At 42.4% G+C, this 16,310-nt stretch carries 12 protein-coding genes; 1 reads left to right on the top strand and 11 read right to left on the bottom strand.

Features of this window, described 5'->3' with window-relative positions; genetic code table 11:
- Window positions 1-5: 5 nt before the first annotated feature.
- The 9 genes from lgt to MUO15_RS19375 form a co-directional block, all read right to left on the bottom strand.
- Entirely contained in the window at window positions 6-839 is an 834-nt protein-coding gene (gene lgt / locus MUO15_RS19415; protein WP_245031937.1) for a prolipoprotein diacylglyceryl transferase, read from the bottom strand.
- A gap of 14 nt (window positions 840-853) precedes the next feature.
- Window positions 854-1,789: an HPr(Ser) kinase/phosphatase gene (gene hprK / locus MUO15_RS19410; protein ID WP_245031935.1), complete on the bottom strand. Its 936-nt coding sequence runs from the start codon at window positions 1,787-1,789 to the stop codon at window positions 854-856.
- A gap of 117 nt (window positions 1,790-1,906) precedes the next feature.
- Window positions 1,907-2,254 (bottom strand): phage holin family protein, encoded by a 348-nt coding sequence (locus MUO15_RS19405; RefSeq protein ID WP_245031933.1) that lies wholly within the window; start codon window positions 2,252-2,254, stop codon window positions 1,907-1,909.
- Between the two features lie 29 nt (window positions 2,255-2,283).
- A complete protein-coding gene (locus MUO15_RS19400; RefSeq protein WP_245031931.1) occupies window positions 2,284-3,309 on the bottom strand; it encodes a DUF4097 family beta strand repeat-containing protein in 1,026 nt (341 codons plus the stop codon).
- A gap of 102 nt (window positions 3,310-3,411) precedes the next feature.
- Window positions 3,412-4,068 carry a bacillithiol biosynthesis deacetylase BshB2 gene (gene bshB2, locus MUO15_RS19395; RefSeq protein ID WP_245031929.1) on the bottom strand — a complete coding sequence of 219 codons (657 nt, stop codon included), beginning with the start codon at window positions 4,066-4,068 and terminating at the stop codon, window positions 3,412-3,414.
- Complete coding sequence (locus tag MUO15_RS19390; RefSeq protein WP_245031927.1) at window positions 4,061-4,432, bottom strand: YojF family protein; 372 nt, start codon at window positions 4,430-4,432, stop codon at window positions 4,061-4,063. The genes bshB2 and MUO15_RS19390 overlap by 8 nt, the downstream gene beginning before the upstream one ends.
- A 72-nt stretch (window positions 4,433-4,504) precedes the next feature.
- Window positions 4,505-7,378 carry an excinuclease ABC subunit UvrA gene (gene uvrA, locus MUO15_RS19385; protein ID WP_245031925.1) on the bottom strand — a complete coding sequence of 958 codons (2,874 nt, stop codon included), beginning with the start codon at window positions 7,376-7,378 and terminating at the stop codon, window positions 4,505-4,507.
- A gap of 7 nt (window positions 7,379-7,385) precedes the next feature.
- Complete coding sequence (gene uvrB, locus MUO15_RS19380; RefSeq protein ID WP_245031923.1) at window positions 7,386-9,371, bottom strand: excinuclease ABC subunit UvrB; 1,986 nt, start codon at window positions 9,369-9,371, stop codon at window positions 7,386-7,388.
- A gap of 309 nt (window positions 9,372-9,680) precedes the next feature.
- Complete coding sequence (locus tag MUO15_RS19375) at window positions 9,681-11,264, bottom strand: peptide chain release factor 3 (RefSeq protein ID WP_245031921.1); 1,584 nt, start codon at window positions 11,262-11,264, stop codon at window positions 9,681-9,683.
- Window positions 11,265-11,574: 310 nt separating this feature from the next.
- On the opposite strand from MUO15_RS19375, the gene MUO15_RS19370 reads away from it, so the two are divergent.
- On the top strand, window positions 11,575-14,775 hold the full coding sequence (locus tag MUO15_RS19370) for a DEAD/DEAH box helicase (protein WP_245031919.1): 3,201 nt from the start codon (window positions 11,575-11,577) through the stop codon (window positions 14,773-14,775).
- Window positions 14,776-14,909: 134 nt separating this feature from the next.
- On the opposite strand, the gene MUO15_RS19365 is transcribed toward MUO15_RS19370, so the two are convergent.
- A complete protein-coding gene (locus MUO15_RS19365; protein WP_245031917.1) occupies window positions 14,910-15,791 on the bottom strand; it encodes a COX15/CtaA family protein in 882 nt (293 codons plus the stop codon).
- Window positions 15,792-16,025: 234 nt separating this feature from the next.
- Complete coding sequence (locus tag MUO15_RS19360) at window positions 16,026-16,232, bottom strand: hypothetical protein (RefSeq protein ID WP_245031915.1); 207 nt, start codon at window positions 16,230-16,232, stop codon at window positions 16,026-16,028.
- Window positions 16,233-16,310: the final 78 nt, after the last annotated feature.

Here is a 16,310-nt window from a genome sequence, read left to right as displayed (position 1 = left end):
CTCCTCTATTTTACTTTTTTTCCGTTATAATATTTATTCGCTAACCCTTTCTTACGGCGATAGATCATAAGTGCAGCCGCTCCTATTACAAGCACAACTGAGATCAATTGGGCTGTGCGAATTTCACCGAATAAATACAAGCTGTCTGTACGCATTCCTTCAATAAAGAAGCGGCCGACAGAATACCAAATCACATAGCTTAGAAATACTTCGCCGCGTCGCGGGTTAAATTTATGTCTTAAGATCAATAAGAATATGAAACCGCCAATGTTCCATAGTGATTCATATAGAAATGTTGGATGATAGACGGTTCCGCCAATACACATTTGCTGATTAATAAAGTCAGGCAAGTATTGCATATAGTTGTTATAAAAGCTTTCGGAAACGGGTCCGCCATGGGCTTCCTGGTTCATAAAGTTACCCCAACGGCCAATCGCTTGACCTAAAATAATACTGGGTGCCGCGATATCTGTCATCATCCAGAATGATATGCCTTTTAGTTTTGTATAAATGTAAGCAGTTAAAACGGCGCCAATTAAAGCACCATGAATGGCAATACCGCCTTCCCAAATGGCAAAAACGTCCCACCATGGGCCGCCAACGTAGCGGTCCCATTCAAATAGTACATAATAAATTCGCGCGCATACAATCGCAACAGGGATCGCATAAACAACGATATCTACCATGTAATCTTTTTTCAAACCAATTCGCTCAGATTCTTTTGTTGCTAGCCATAGTCCAAGAAACGCTCCAGTTGCTATAATAACACCGTACCAATAAATGGATAATGGTCCTAGTTGTAATAATACACGGTCTAGTGCTTCAGGTGTACAAGCCACAAGGTCTTCCTCCCTTACTCTTCATTCGTTTGATCTTCATCAATGACTTTAGTTAAGCGTTCAGAAAACTCCTCAGCAGCGTTAACGCCCATCCGCTTCAACCTGAAGTTCATCGCTGCCACCTCAATAATGACAGCTAAGTTACGACCAGGACGAACAGGAATCGTCGCTTTAGGAATTTCAACATCCATGACTCTCATCGTCTCTTCTTCAAGACCTAATCGATCATACTGCTTATTTTTATCCCAAATTTCAAGGTTAATCACAAGAGTAATTCGTTTAAAGTTTCGTACAGCACCTGCTCCGAATAATGTCATCACATTAATGATCCCAAGTCCGCGAATCTCAAGTAAATGCTCGATAAGCGGCGGACTGTTACCAATTAACGTATCATAATCTTCCTGCCTGATTTCAACACTATCATCGGCTACTAATCGATGCCCGCGTTTCACAAGTTCTAAAGCTGTCTCACTTTTACCGACACCACTTTGTCCTGTAATGAGAACGCCAATTCCATAAATATCTACAAGCACCCCGTGGATGGCAGTAAACGGGGCAAATTTTGTTTCAAGAAAATTAGTCAAGCGGCTAATTACCCTTGTCGTTTTATGTGGTGACCGCATTAAAGGAACCGCAGCTTCCTTTGCTGCCACATGCAGTTCTTCGGGAATATCCATCCCTCTCGTAATAACGATTCCAGGTGTTATATCTGTACATAAACGCTCAGCTCGATCCTTACGCTGTTCATGTGTAAGTTCATTAAAATACGACAGCTCGGTCTTCCCTAACAGCTGCAGGCGATCTTTCGGATAAAATTTAAAGTAACCCGTCATCTCTACTCCAGGGCGGGAAATATCACTCATATGTATTTCACGGTGAATGCCATCTTCCCCAGCGACTAGCTCAATATTAAACTGCTCAAGCAATTGCTCTGTTCTCACTTTGCTCATAGGCTGCCTCCTCAAGAAAAAATCGTATAATCACTTTCCTATTGTAGCACGTTTTAAAAACGAGGATAAAAAAGAATCCGGTCCGCTCTCAGGAAAGCGAACCGAATCCATGAGTGATCATGATTCTTTTATAAAGCTGTTCAGCACCAGATTAATCAGTGAAATGACAATGGCAGCAACAATCGTCATACCGAAACTCGTGATCTCAAATGTACTTCCAAGAAAAGCATCTGTCATCGCTAACGTGATCGCGTTGACGATGAATAGAAACAATCCAAGGGTCACTACTGTGATCGGCAGCGTCAGAATCACTAATATCGGGCGGACAATTGCATTCAATATTGACAAAATAAGGGCAGCAAGCAGAGCACCTCCAAACCCGTCAATCGACACGGAGGCAAATAACGCACCAACCACAATGATTGCCACCGCATTCACTAGAATGTGTAATAGCCAGCTTTTCAATCTTTTTCCCTCAATTCCAGCAGCCGTATTTACAAGCGGGGATTCCTGATCGTTACAGAACCCGTTTTTGTTTCTGCTTCTAAATGATACGCAGCTTCATACTCCTCATGTGCTTCAAATTGTAGCTCTTTATTCATAACTTCTTTTTTGTTATTCAAAATTTTATAATTATCTAGCTCACAATTCAGACTTCCAACTGATGACTTAAGCTTTCCGTCAATCCTTTTATGAGGAGGTAATGTCACGGCAATATTCCCCTTAACCGTTTTGAAAAAGCCTGTATGAGCATGGCTGCCACTATTAACAACACTAATAGCCCCAGAAATAGTGGAGGCATCATTTTTACCAAAGTGACCATTTAATGTCATGCTTCCATTAACGGTTTCGGTTTCACACGTTTCAAACTTACTGTCGCTTACTGTGATCGAACCATTCCCCGTTGAAAGTTTACTGACTTCACCTTGAGCTCCTTTCAGCTGAATAGAGCCGTTAGCTGTTTTAAGGTGGAAATGTTCAGCATCAATCGTAGTAGACGTAATTGAACCATTTGATAACTTCACCTTAATAAATTCGTAATTCTTCTGGGGCAGATAAAGCTTTACAAAGGCTTTTACTTTCTTGGATGGGCTGGCAATTCGAAGCAAATTATTTTTCGCCTCAAATTGATGATCGGCAAGAAATTTTTCTTTCGCCTCTTCCGCTTCTTCCACTTGGTAAACCTTCACTTTATACTCGGCACGGGCATGTGCCTCTTGCCATGGTTCAATTGCAAGTGATCCGTTCGCAATGGAGGCATCAATGTCATGAAAATCAACTTCTGTTTCAAAATGGTGGTCAAATTCTGCTGATTCCCCAAAAGATAAATCAAAGTCGACATTTTTAATTTTATCAACGGCCTCTCCAACAAATTCTTTAAATCCGTATTTCTTTTTACTTGATTTGCTCTTATTATTTGCGTTCTTTTCCTCCACAGCGTTAAGAAGTTTAGCCCCTTCTTCTGCTGTAATCGTTCCTTTTTCAATCATTGTCAATATTCTCATACGTTCTTCATTCATTCGGCACCCGCTCCTTTTTAGTAAGCATTCCCCATTAAGGGGGTAGAAAAACTATAAAAAGGCACCTTGAAGACAATGCTGTCTATCTAAGGTGCCTAAGCTTTAAGAAAACGTCCACTTATAGAAACGTTCTGTTTTCAAACGCTCCGTTTGTTCGTTCTTCTTATCATGACTTTCTATTAGATTCATCATACCATCTGCTTGTGATAAATGTGCCTGTATGGCTGCTAATTTCTGTTCCCAATATGGTGCGATATCAAAGGAAATATCAGCTTTACCGAGATCATCTTCATGCTGATTGGAAATCGCATGCATCCATATTTCCGGACGCGAAGCCTCATCGATCTTTTCAACAGCGGCTACAACCGCGGCCCCTAGCGCATCGTGGTCTGGATGGACGGCATAACCGGGGTAATGGGTAATGACTAAGCTTGCCTGCAATGTGTCAATCTTTTGCCGTAAGTAATCAGCCATCTCTTCCTTCGGTTCAAACTCTAAGGTTTTATCACGATAACCAAGCAATTCGACATTGATATCAAGTTGTTTGGCCGCTTCGGTTAATTCTTTTTTGCGAAAAGAAGACAGTGTTTCACGATTAGCGAAAACGGGGTTGCCCATATTTCTTCCCATCTCACCAAGTGTTCCACATAAATAGGTCACTGGAATGCCTTCAGCTCGAAATTTAGAAATGGTACCAGAGGCACCGAATGATTCATCGTCCGGATGCGGAAAAACAACAACAACGTGCTGATTACTCATGTAGCTCTGCCTCATGGGAAAAAGGGGTTTCGCTAATTTCCAGGGCAACCATTAAGCGTCCTTCCCGATCATGACCGGCAAGCAACAGACGTCCTTGGTCATCAATTTCAAAGTCAGTCACTCCTTCTGCGTAAACCCAGCCCAGATCAAGCTTTAATCCTACCCGATATGAACCGCCTGTACTTACAATTTTACCATGCTGATAAGTAACCTGGGCATTACGAATAAATGCACCTACATTGTAGGCTTTCTCATCAAAATGGCTAGCATAGGCGCCATTTGTTGTTTCTAAATGTACGTAGACAGCTTGATTGGCAAGCTGATTAATTTTTTCTTGAACAACTGACTGTTCGATCGCTTTCATTCCAAATTCCTCCCGTTAAAACGTCTCTTATTTAACGATACTTAATATCGATCGAACCGTCAAAGCATCTACTTATTTTAAGACTTTTTCTTTTGACTTCAACTTGTCTTCCATTCGTTTCTTATCCCTTGCCAGAACTGGCTTCAAGTACTTCCCGGTATAAGATTCGGGTTCTTCAGCTACTTTTTCGGGGGGACCTGTCGCAATGATTTGCCCGCCTCCTTCGCCGCCTTCTGGACCAAGATCAATAATATGATCAGCTTCTTTAATCACATCAAGATTGTGTTCGATAATTAATACAGAATCACCATTCTCAACTAAACGCTGCAGGACATTTAGTAACCGTGAGATATCATCGACATGTAAACCTGTCGTCGGTTCGTCCAGTATATAAAAGGATTTACCGTTAGAACGACGGTGGAGTTCACTAGCCAGCTTCACCCGCTGTGCCTCCCCGCCCGATAATGTCGTCGCAGGCTGGCCAAGCTTAATGTATTCAAGTCCAACATCGGCGACTGTCTGCAGTTTCCGGTTAATTTTAGGGATATTAGCAAAAAAGTCGAGTGCCTCTTCAATGGTCATTCCAAGGACGTCAGCAATACTCTTCCCTTTATATTTTACTTCTAATGTTTCACGGTTATAGCGCTTCCCGTCACATATTTCGCACGGAACATATACATCAGGCAGGAAGTGCATTTCAATTTTAATAATGCCATCCCCACGGCATGCTTCACATCGGCCGCCTTTCACATTGAAACTGAAACGGCCTTTTTTATAACCGCGAATTTTCGCCTCATTTGTCTGTGCAAAAACATCACGAATATCATCAAAAACTCCTGTGTACGTGGCAGGGTTTGAACGCGGTGTCCGCCCAATCGGTGACTGATCAATATCTATTACCTTCTCAAGCATATCGATTCCTTGAATTTCCTTATGCTTTCCTGGCTTTTGTTTACCATTATGCAGTTTCATAGAAAGCGACTTGTACAGGATTTCGTTAATTAACGTACTTTTCCCTGATCCGGAAACACCGGTTACGGCTGTAAATAAGCCTAGAGGAATTTTAGCATTCACTTTTTTTAGATTGTTTTCTTCCGCTTGTTTGATCTTAAGATAGCGGCCATCCGGCTTACGGCGCTTAGCGGGTAACGGAATAAACTTTTTCCCAGACAAGTATTGGCCCGTTAACGATTTCCCGTTTCGCATCACTTGCTTCGGTGTTCCCTGTGTAACAATTTCACCGCCGTGGGCACCTGCCCCTGGTCCGATATCGATTAAATAATCAGCAGCAAGCATCGTATCTTCATCATGTTCCACAACAATCAACGTATTGTCTAAATCTCTCATACGTTTAAGTGTCTTTATCAGCCGGTCGTTGTCGCGCTGATGCAAACCAATCGATGGTTCATCAAGCACATACAACACCCCTGTTAAAGCAGAACCAATTTGAGTGGCCAGCCGAATTCGCTGAGCTTCCCCGCCGGACAGTGTTCCAGCAGATCTCGATAATGTTAAATAATCGAGTCCAACGTTAGCGAGAAAACTTAACCGCTCACAAATTTCTTTTAAAATCATCCTGGCTATCGTTTCTTCCTTCTCAGTCAGTTCTAACGATTCAAAGAACTGCTTCGCTTCTGTCACAGAAAAGTCAGTTGTCCGGCCAATATGTTCACCGTTAATTAACACAGCTAAAGCTTCTTGATTCAGGCGGTTTCCCTTACACTTCGGGCATGACTTTTGAGCCATGTATTTTTCCATTTGTTCGCGGATAAAATCAGAGCTCGTTTCCCGGTATCTTCTGGAAATATTCGGGATGACCCCTTCGAAAAAAATCTCATTTTCTCTGACTTTACCGAAGTCGTTCTCATAACGGAAAAAGACTTTTTCATTGCCACTGCCATATAAAACTCGCTCCATCTGCTCTTTTGGCAAATCTTTCACAGGTTTGTTTAAGTCAATTTGATAATGATCTGCAACACTTTGAAGCAGCTGTGGGTAATATTGTGAACTTGTTGGCTCCCAGGCAGCAATGGCATGTTGTTTTAACGATTTATTCCAATCTGGAATCACTAAATCAATGTCGACTTCAAGCTGTGTGCCAAGACCGTCACAACGATTACATGCCCCGTAAGGACTGTTAAAGGAAAACATGCGCGGTTCAAGTTCACTAATCGAGAACCCGCATATTGGACAAGCGTGATGCTCACTGAAGCTGATTTCTTCCCCATCGATTACATCAACAATGACATTCCCTGATCCCAGGGTAAGCGCCGTTTCTAGGGAATCAGATAAACGCCCCTCAACTCCCTGCTTAACAACGATTCGGTCAACAACGACTTCAATTGAATGCTTTTTATTTTTCTCAAGCTTGAATTCCTCGGAGATTTCGCGCATTTCTCCATCCACTCTTAAGCGAACATATCCCTCTTTTTGCAATTGCTCAAAGACCTTCACATGTTCACCTTTCCGTCCTGACACAACGGGCGATAGAATTTGCAGTTTCGTTCGTTCTGGATGCTCCATAATTTGGTCGACCATTTGCTGTACCGTTTGCGAGTCGATTTCAATGCCGTGATTTGGACAGGTGGGCCGGCCGATTCTCGCGAAAAGCAGACGTAAATAGTCAAAGATTTCTGTAACCGTCCCCACTGTTGAACGCGGGTTACGGCTCGTCGTTTTTTGATCGATCGATATCGCCGGCGATAAACCTTCGATTGAATCTACGTCAGGCTTATCCATCTGCCCTAGAAACTGACGAGCGTAGGCACTTAGTGACTCTACATAGCGGCGCTGCCCTTCAGCATAAATCGTGTCAAAGGCGAGGGATGATTTCCCTGAGCCAGAAAGTCCCGTCATGACCACAAGTTTATTTTTAGGAATGTCGATGTCAATATTTTTTAAATTGTGAGCTCTTGCTCCTTTAATACTGATATTTTTACTGGCCATAAGCCAATCATCCTCCCGCTTTTAATTCCAAAACAATATCGCGCAGCTCAGCTGCTCTTTCGAAGTCAAGGTCCTTAGCTGCCTGTTTCATTTCTGTCTCGAGATTATCAACCAATTCGCCGCGTTCTTTCTTGGTCATTTCTGAAGGCTTTTTCTCCGTCCCGTATGTGGTACTATCTTCAGCAACCTTCGTCACTTGAATGACATCACGAATTTGTTTATTGATTGTTGTTGGAGTAATTCCGTGTTCCTCATTGTAAGCAATTTGCTTCTCGCGGCGTCGGTAGGTCTCGTCGATGGCATACTGCATCGATTTCGTTGTCTTATCTGCGTACATAATAACAATTCCATTTTGATTACGCGCGGCTCGTCCGATCGTTTGGATAAGCGAACGATCCGAACGTAAGAAACCTTCTTTATCCGCATCTAATATGGTAACCAATGAAACCTCAGGAATATCCAGACCTTCCCTTAAAAGGTTGATTCCAACAAGAACATCATATTTGCCAAGCCTTAGATCTCTAATAATTTCAATTCGCTCAAAAGTTTTAATTTCCGAATGCAGGTAAGCTACTTTTATTCCTAAATCCTTCAGATAATCAGTAAGATCCTCGGACATCTTTTTCGTTAGCGTTGTTACAAGCACACGTTCATTCCGTTCACTGCGCTTGTTGATCTCACCAACTAAATCATCTATTTGACCATGAATCGGACGGATTTCAATTTCAGGATCCAGCAACCCGGTTGGACGAATGATTTGCTCGGTCAATTTCTCAGTATGGTCTAGTTCATAATTTCCTGGGGTCGCAGAAACATATGTGATCAGGTTGATATGCTTTTCGAACTCTCCAAACGTCAGTGGACGGTTATCGAGAGCAGAAGGAAGTCGAAATCCATGATCCACAAGCACCTGTTTACGTGCTCTGTCTCCGTTATACATGCCGCGAATTTGCGGGAGCATCACATGTGATTCATCAGCCATAATCAGAAAGTCATCAGGGAAATAATCAAGCAGAGTATAAGGCATCGCTCCCTCTTCCCTAAAGGTTAAATGACGGGAGTAGTTCTCAATGCCCGAACAGAAACCCATTTCATTCATCATTTCTAAATCATAATTCGTCCGTTGCTCAAGGCGCTGTGCCTCAAGCAGCTTATTTTGATCTTTAAGCTCTTTCACTCTGACGTGCATTTCTTCCTCTATATTTTTGATCGCTTTTTGCAATTTTTGTTCCCTTGTTACGAAGTGTGATGCCGGGAAAATCGCAACATGCTCTCGTTCTCCAACAATTTCTCCTGTAAGAACATCGATCTCACGGATCCGATCAATTTCATCACCAAAAAACTCAACACGTATCGCATGCTCTTCTTTTGATGCCGGAATGATCTCAACCGAGTCCCCGCGTACGCGGAAGGTTCCGCGTTGAAAGTCGATATCGTTTCTCGCATATTGGATATCTACAAGGAGTCTAAGCAGTTCATCACGATCACGTTCCATGCCTTGACGGATAGATAACACTTGACTGCTGTATTCTTCCGGAGAACCTAACCCATAAATACAAGAAACACTTGCAACAACGATGACATCGTTCCGCTCAAATAAGGAGGTCGTTGCCGAGTGACGCAGTTTATCAATTTCATCGTTAATATTGGAGTCTTTTTCAATAAACGTATCCGTTTGCGGTACATAAGCTTCCGGCTGATAGTAATCATAGAAACTAACAAAGTACTCGACTGCATTGTTTGGGAAAAATTCCTTAAACTCACTATATAATTGACCCGCCAGTGTTTTATTGTGGGCAATAATCAATGTTGGTTTATTCACTTGTTCAATCACATTGGACATGGTAAATGTTTTCCCTGTCCCCGTTGCACCAAGTAACGTCTGATGCTTTTCACCGCGCTCTATTCCTTCAACCAGTTCCTTTATCGCTCTAGGCTGGTCCCCTTGTGGCTCATAATCAGATACTAATTCGAATCGATTCTCCGTTTCCATTATGACAACCTCCGTTCAATACACTATTCATCCATAGTCTACCACAATAGTTTACCATTCTAACATAAAACGAACAAACATTCGGTTTTCATTTTTTGAAACGCCTGGAATGGAGGCTTGATATGTTACCAGGAACACTATTTGCACGAAATCTCGCATAATTGCACATAAAATTGATTAATTGCATATTTAACAGTTTAATTGCACGGTTTGCAAGCATAATTGCGTATTTGGCAGCTTTATTGCACACTTACGCGGAATGATCAAAAAATCTCACTACATAAAGCTGTAGTGAGATTTTTCGATCTTTTACTGATAGGATTGATCATACTGATTGACTTCAAACAGGTCAATTAATTCGATATCCTCATGCTTATCCTTAAACCAACGTAATGAGAAATCGTTCTTGAATAAAACAAGCGGAAATCCTTCCCGATCAACAGCAAGCATATTACGTTCATCAAACATGGACTCATCCACCTGTTCCTCTGCAATCCAGCGAGGAATCCGCTCCCCAATAGATGTCAGCTCGACTTCAACGTTGTATTCGTTCTTCATACGATACTCGAACACTTCATATTGAAGCTCACCGACCGCACCAATAATATAATCTTCAAAACGGTACCGCTTGAACAACTGGATCGCACCTTCTTGAACAAGCTGCTCCAATCCCTTTTTAAACTGCTTCGATTTCATCACGTTTTTGGCCGTTACTTTTTTGAAAAGTTCTGGCGGGAATTGCGGCAGCTCATCATATTCGAAGTTCTGTTTGCCTGTCACTATTGTATCACCAATGCGATAGATATTTGGATCATAAATTCCGATAATATCGCCCGCGTAGCCCTCTTCCACCGTACCCCTTGAAGAGGCGACAAACTGCTGGGACTGGGCGAGCTTGAAGGTTTTCCCTGTTCTGGACAGCGTCACATTCATTCCACGTTCAAACTTCCCTGAACAGATTCGTACAAAGGCAATTCTGTCGCGGTGCTGTGGATTCATATTGGCTTGTATTTTGAAAATAAAACCGGAGAACTCTTCTTGATCAGGTGAAACAATCCCTTCTGTGGAACGACGCGGAGCCGGTTCAGGGGCAAAGTCTATAAACGTATTGAAAAAGGTTTCTACACCAAATGGCGCAAGCGCACTACCGAAGAAGACAGGTGTTTGATCCCCTTTCATCACTTTCTCCAAGTCAAAACCATCTCCTGCCTCATCAACTAGCAGCATTTCATCCTCTGCTTCTTGATAAGTTGCATCTTCCGTCAATTCCTTATGATTTTCAAGCTCGTCATAAGGGATATACGTTTCTTCCTCGTTTCCAGTGTACTGCACAAACTGCTCATTGTGACGATCAAACACACCTAAGAAACGCTTCCCCATTCCAGCCGGCCATGTCATCGGGTAGGTCTCAATGTTCAATGTCGATTCGATTTCCTCCATTAATTCAAGAGGTTCGCGTCCTTCACGGTCCATTTTATTGATAAAAGTGAAAATCGGAATACCGCGCATTTTACATACTTTGAACAGTTTAAGCGTTTGTGCCTCGATGCCTTTTGTTGCATCAATGACCATGACAACACTGTCTACAGCTGTTAATGTTCTGTACGTATCTTCACTAAAATCTTCGTGACCTGGTGTATCTAAAATATTGACTTGGTAATCCTTATAAGGAAAATTCATTACGCTAGAGGTGACAGAAATTCCACGCTGTTTCTCAATTTCCATCCAGTCAGAGGTGGCAAATTTACCCGATTTCTTTCCTTTAACTGTTCCTGCTGAGCGAATTAAATTTCCAAATAACAGCATCTTCTCTGTTATCGTTGTTTTCCCCGCATCCGGGTGGGAAATAATTGCAAACGTGCGGCGTTTTTTCATTTCATCTCGTATCGTCATCGTGATATCCTCCAAATCGTAATCTATTTAACTCAAGCATATTATAGGCAGGATATTACGTATCACATTGGCCTCTTCACTCCATACAAAAGCCGCTCACTCGAGCAAGCGGCCTCCTCAATTTATATTTCTCCATACCTTGAAAGGTAGCACAACCCACCAGTAAAATCAATCCTGGAATTTTCCTCCACCTCAGGTCATCCAGATACTGGATGACCTGAGGTGGAAGAAAAAAGGAAACAGGGCTTTAGGAAGAAATGTCACCCCTTCTCCTGTTATAATGAAAAAAAAGACAGTTAGGATGCCAGCTATGCAGTCATACCTTTTACAACCTAATGATATAAAGAAAATAACCGGTGAAACGTTTTACGAACGTGGGAAGAAATACTACAACCAGGGTAAAGTGTACGGACTTTCCCACAATAGCGCCATCAGATCCTGGCGCGCTGTAGTAACGGGTACTCATGATTATGAAGTACGCGTTTTCTTTTTTGAAGATGACGACTTAGAGGCGACTTGTGAATGTCCTGCTTACAATTCTTACTATAGCTGTAAGCACATCGCGGCCGTTCTCTTTGCTATTCGTGAACAAGCCATTTTGCATTCATCACCGAAGACACAAAAGGTCGAGAACCAAGAACAATTTGCACCAATGAAGAATGACCGCGTCTTCGGCACAAGACTTTCCGAAGCATTCCGAGACCGTCAAGAGAATAAGTACACTCGTGCTGCTAAACGCCCTTTACACATCGACTACTTCTTGCATATTCAATCATTATTAGGCAGCAAGACCCTTGGCATAGAACTGAAGCTCGGAGAAAATTATGCTTACGTGATCAAAGATATTCGTGAACTCCTCCAGCATATTCAACGAGAACAACCATACAGGCTTTCAAAAAAGTTTAGCTATGATCCCGCTGAACATTATTTAACAGATCAAGATGAGCACGTCTTTCAGATGCTATCACGCGCCTACGAACAAGAGCTTTTTTACGATCGTCACTGGAATACCGGGGAGCAGAAGATATTAACTCTCCCCCCTTCTCTCGCACCTGATTTACTTCAGCTGCTTGCAAATCAACATTGTGAAGTGATTGAACGTGGAGAAAATACAGGAGCTTTACACGTAAATGAGGAATTCCCTGACCTCTCCTTTTACATTTCTGAAGAACGCGGAAGCTATCATATGCATATGAATCAGCTGAAATCCTATGAATATTTAAAGGATTATCATCTTCTTTACAAAGATGCTGGGTTTTATTTGCTTGATCGAAAAAAAGAAGAGATTGTTCGCACATTACACTCACTGCTTCCCTATAATTCGAACGGAAACCACACCGTCGGCCAAATGGATATGGAAGGAATCGTTTCTTACGTTCTTCCCGAACTCGAAACGATTGCCGATGTGCAGCTAAACCAAACAGCACAAGAAAAAATTATTCAAGAAGAGCTGAAGCCTCAGGTCTATCTTGACTTTACCAATTGGTCATTGACAATTGATGTGCAGTTTCATTACGGAGAGCATACAATTCACCCTTTCACTAAATTCGAACCCTCAAGCCAGGTGATTATTCAACGTGAAAGTGAGACTGAACAAGCGATCATCCAAATCATTGAACAAGCCGAATTTAAGTTTGACGGGGAAACGGTTTATATTGAAGAGGATGAGGTCCTTGAAGAATTTATCAGTGAGTATTTACCAGAACTGCGTGAGCTGGCTGAAGTGTACACATCTTCATCTGTTCGTTCGCTGCTCGACAACCAACATCGTGAGCTTATCCCATCCGTTCAAATCGAAAGTGATGGCAGTTGGCTTGATGTAAGCTTTGGAATTGAAGGCATATCAAACGATGATGTGACGTCTGCCTTGAAAGCTGCTATTGAACGAAGGAAATACTATCGTTTATCTGACGGTGCCTTACTCTCGCTCACCTCAGATTCCTTTGAACGATTTCAGCGACTTGCAGATGAACTTGATTTGAGTGCATCAGATATCGATGACCACTCTTTACAAGTTTCTAAGGCACGCAGCCTACAAGTAGATGACGCCCTTCGTCTCGAAGCAAAAGAGCGCGATGAACGATTTAATCAGCTCGTTCAGCGTCTGCAATCTCCGGAATCACTGATGGTTGATCCACCTGATCGTCTGGAAGCCGATCTCCGTTCTTATCAGCTAACAGGTTTTCGCTGGTTGAAGACTCTTGCTACTTATGGGTTAGGCGGTGTATTAGCCGATGACATGGGACTTGGAAAAACGGTCCAAAGTATTGCCTTTCTTCTGTATGAAAAAGAACAGCAGCTTATGGAAAACCCGGCCCTGATCATTACACCGGCATCACTCGTTTACAATTGGAAAAAAGAGTTCGAGAAATTTTCCCCGACATTGTCGGTTCAAGTAATCACTGGCGATCCTATGACACGCAGGGAACAGATCGAACAAAGCACGGCAGATATTTTGATCACTTCCTATCCCTTACTTAGACAGGACGCCCCTGCCTATAAGGAAATGACCTTTCACGCAATGATCTTAGATGAGGCACAAGCGATTAAGAATGAAGCAACGAAAACGGCCCAAGCCGTTCGTAGCTTACGAGCCACCCATCGTTTCGCGTTAAGCGGCACACCCATCGAGAACTCTTTGAATGAGCTTTGGTCATTATTTCGAACGATCATGCCGGGATTTTACACGAGTAAAAAGAAGTTCCTGCAAATGAAGCCAGAAAAAATTGCCCGCATGACCCGCCCGTTCATTTTAAGACGGATGAAGACGGAGGTCCTTGAAGAACTGCCAGATAAGCTAGAGACGGTGCAGTATTCTGAACTGACACGGGAACAAAAGGAAGTCTATTTAGCTTATCTAGAAAAAATTCAGTCAGATATCCAGGAAACAATTGCTACGAAAGGAATTCAGCGTGGAAAACTCGAAATCTTAGCCGGACTCACACGCCTTCGTCAAATTTGCTGTCATCCGGCACTATTCCTAGAAAATTATGAAGGGGAATCCGGGAAACTTGAGCAACTTAAAGAACTAGCTTCCGAATTGAAAAGCAGTGGCCATCGCGTGCTTATTTTTTCCCAATTCTCAAGCATGTTAAAAATTCTTCATCAAGAATTATCAGAGACGGGAATTGACGCTTTTTATTTAGACGGCAACACGAAAAGTGAGCAGCGTGTTGACATGGTTGAGCAATTTAATGAAGGCGATAAAGATGCCTTCTTTATTTCCTTGAAAGCTGGCGGTACAGGCTTGAATCTAACGGGAGCAGACACCGTGATTCTCTATGACTTATGGTGGAATCCGGCTATTGAGGAGCAAGCGGCTGGCCGTGCCCATCGGATCGGTCAGGAGAAAGTCGTTCAGGTCATCCGTATGATTTCTGAGGGAACGATTGAAGAGCGAATTTTCCAGCTGCAGCAGAAAAAACGGGATTTAGTTGACCAGATTATCCAACCGGGCGAATCGATGCTTACATCGTTAAGCGAAAAGGAGATTCGAGAACTGTTTCAATAAGTAACTGTCCCTCATGAAGGATAAAAAAGCTATCCTGATAAAGTTCATCTTAAAACTTTACCAGGATAGCTTTTATTTTTTTACATAAAAGGACGGGGTAAAAGCCAAGCTTTCACCAGCGCCTCACAAATGAATTATACCGTTCTCTTTTGCAATTTAAACCAATACCCGCCTAGGATGCAGCCGCCAATCACAGTTGTTATCGTTGACAGAATCATGTGAAGCGAAGAAGCAATGACAACATTTCCTGTCACGACAATCACAAATCCAACAACAGCATTCAGCAAGATCGAGATTAAATACAACCATGATAATGTGATATGGTATTTAAATTTCGACGCATAAATAACGAACCAAATAGCGGCAACGAAAATGACCACTGTCGCAACCCAGTGAAGCGAGTAAAGCATGTTGGCAATTGATTCACTTTTCGTCAAATACTCCATTGCAGGGATATCAAGCATCACATTACTAGCTGCACTATGCTTGAAGAATGCACCTAAGATGACTTGAACCATATAAATCGAAAACCCTATTAGAAAGGCACGGTAACTCTGGCTGACCGTTGACCAGCTCGTCTTATCCAGTTCAACTTTCTTTGTATGAAGACTGTAGCTGAGTAACACTAATATGAGCAGAAGAATTTGACTGAATGTAACGTCTAATGTTGTAAACCCTGGAGGTGTTCCCAATAAGACGTTCAAGCCGCCGATTAATGATTGAAAGACAAGCATACCAAGGCTCATAACCGCCAAGATAAAGACAGAACGTCTTTCACGATGCTTATAGATTGCCCCTACCGCATTAATAAACGTAAGCATAGCAAGTAATGGAACCATTAAGCGATGGGAATATTCAATGATTACGTGGTAGTTTGTAATATCCGGAAAGATTGACCCATTACAAACCGGCCATGTCGTTCCGCAAGCATCACCTGATTTCGTTGCCACAACCAAATTTCCAAGGATGAGTGCAAGAAAAGTGACGAATGTAGTTAAAACTGAGAATTTCTTCATCGTCTTACCCTTTCTCTATTGAAAATACAATTTTAATATAAATATTCTATCTAACAAATCATATCATGAATTAGCATAAAGCAAGAGCAGAAAGTGTCTCCATCCTCATGAATTTTTTGTGAACGTCTTCCGTTCTCCGAACCAGACGCAAACGATCACCGCGCAGGCTCGTTCCCTTGTCCTTCCATACAAGTATGATGAAAAAGGCCATTCCCCATACAAAAAGGGAATGACCTAACTGAGGGAGGACGAAACGCCAGGGTGTGCAAATGAGTGATGGACAAGTGAATGCAGGAACACAGGAGCAGCAATGCTTTGAACAGCTTCCCTGCGGATCGCTAAATAGATGAACCATTTTACATATCGATTTTCTCTTGTCGCAAAAATGTCCGATACCCATGATACAGCATGTTCATAGCCCTCCCCGGCTCTTCTAGTCATTAGTGTACTCTTCTTGTATCTCGTCTGTCATCCTTTACTCGTTTAACCAAAAACAGGAAAGGGTACGCTAAACTGAGA

This window comes from Halobacillus amylolyticus, from assembly GCF_022921115.1.
Taxonomy (GTDB): domain Bacteria; phylum Bacillota; class Bacilli; order Bacillales; family Halobacillaceae; genus Halobacillus_A; species Halobacillus_A amylolyticus.
The sequence above is the reverse complement of the archived record's forward strand: the minus strand, read 5'-3'. Positions and strand labels throughout refer to the sequence as shown.

What these genes read in the sequence shown, in the direction of transcription:
- MUO15_RS19400 (WP_245031931.1), bottom strand. Translation starts at nt 3,309, where the DNA reads ATGAATGAAGAACGTATGAGAATATTGACAATGATTGAAAAAGGAACG.
- bshB2 (WP_245031929.1), bottom strand. Translation starts at nt 4,068, where the DNA reads ATGAGTAATCAGCACGTTGTTGTTGTTTTTCCGCATCCGGACGATGAA.
- uvrA (WP_245031925.1), bottom strand. Translation starts at nt 7,378, where the DNA reads ATGGCCAGTAAAAATATCAGTATTAAAGGAGCAAGAGCTCACAATTTA.
- MUO15_RS19360 (WP_245031915.1), bottom strand. Translation starts at nt 16,232, where the DNA reads ATGACTAGAAGAGCCGGGGAGGGCTATGAACATGCTGTATCATGGGTA.
- MUO15_RS19375 (WP_245031921.1), bottom strand. Translation starts at nt 11,264, where the DNA reads ATGACGATACGAGATGAAATGAAAAAACGCCGCACGTTTGCAATTATT.
- MUO15_RS19370 (WP_245031919.1), top strand. Translation starts at nt 11,575, where the DNA reads ATGCAGTCATACCTTTTACAACCTAATGATATAAAGAAAATAACCGGT.
- uvrB (WP_245031923.1), bottom strand. Translation starts at nt 9,371, where the DNA reads ATGGAAACGGAGAATCGATTCGAATTAGTATCTGATTATGAGCCACAA.
- MUO15_RS19390 (WP_245031927.1), bottom strand. Translation starts at nt 4,432, where the DNA reads ATGAAAGCGATCGAACAGTCAGTTGTTCAAGAAAAAATTAATCAGCTT.
- MUO15_RS19365 (WP_245031917.1), bottom strand. Translation starts at nt 15,791, where the DNA reads ATGAAGAAATTCTCAGTTTTAACTACATTCGTCACTTTTCTTGCACTC.
- hprK (WP_245031935.1), bottom strand. Translation starts at nt 1,789, where the DNA reads ATGAGCAAAGTGAGAACAGAGCAATTGCTTGAGCAGTTTAATATTGAG.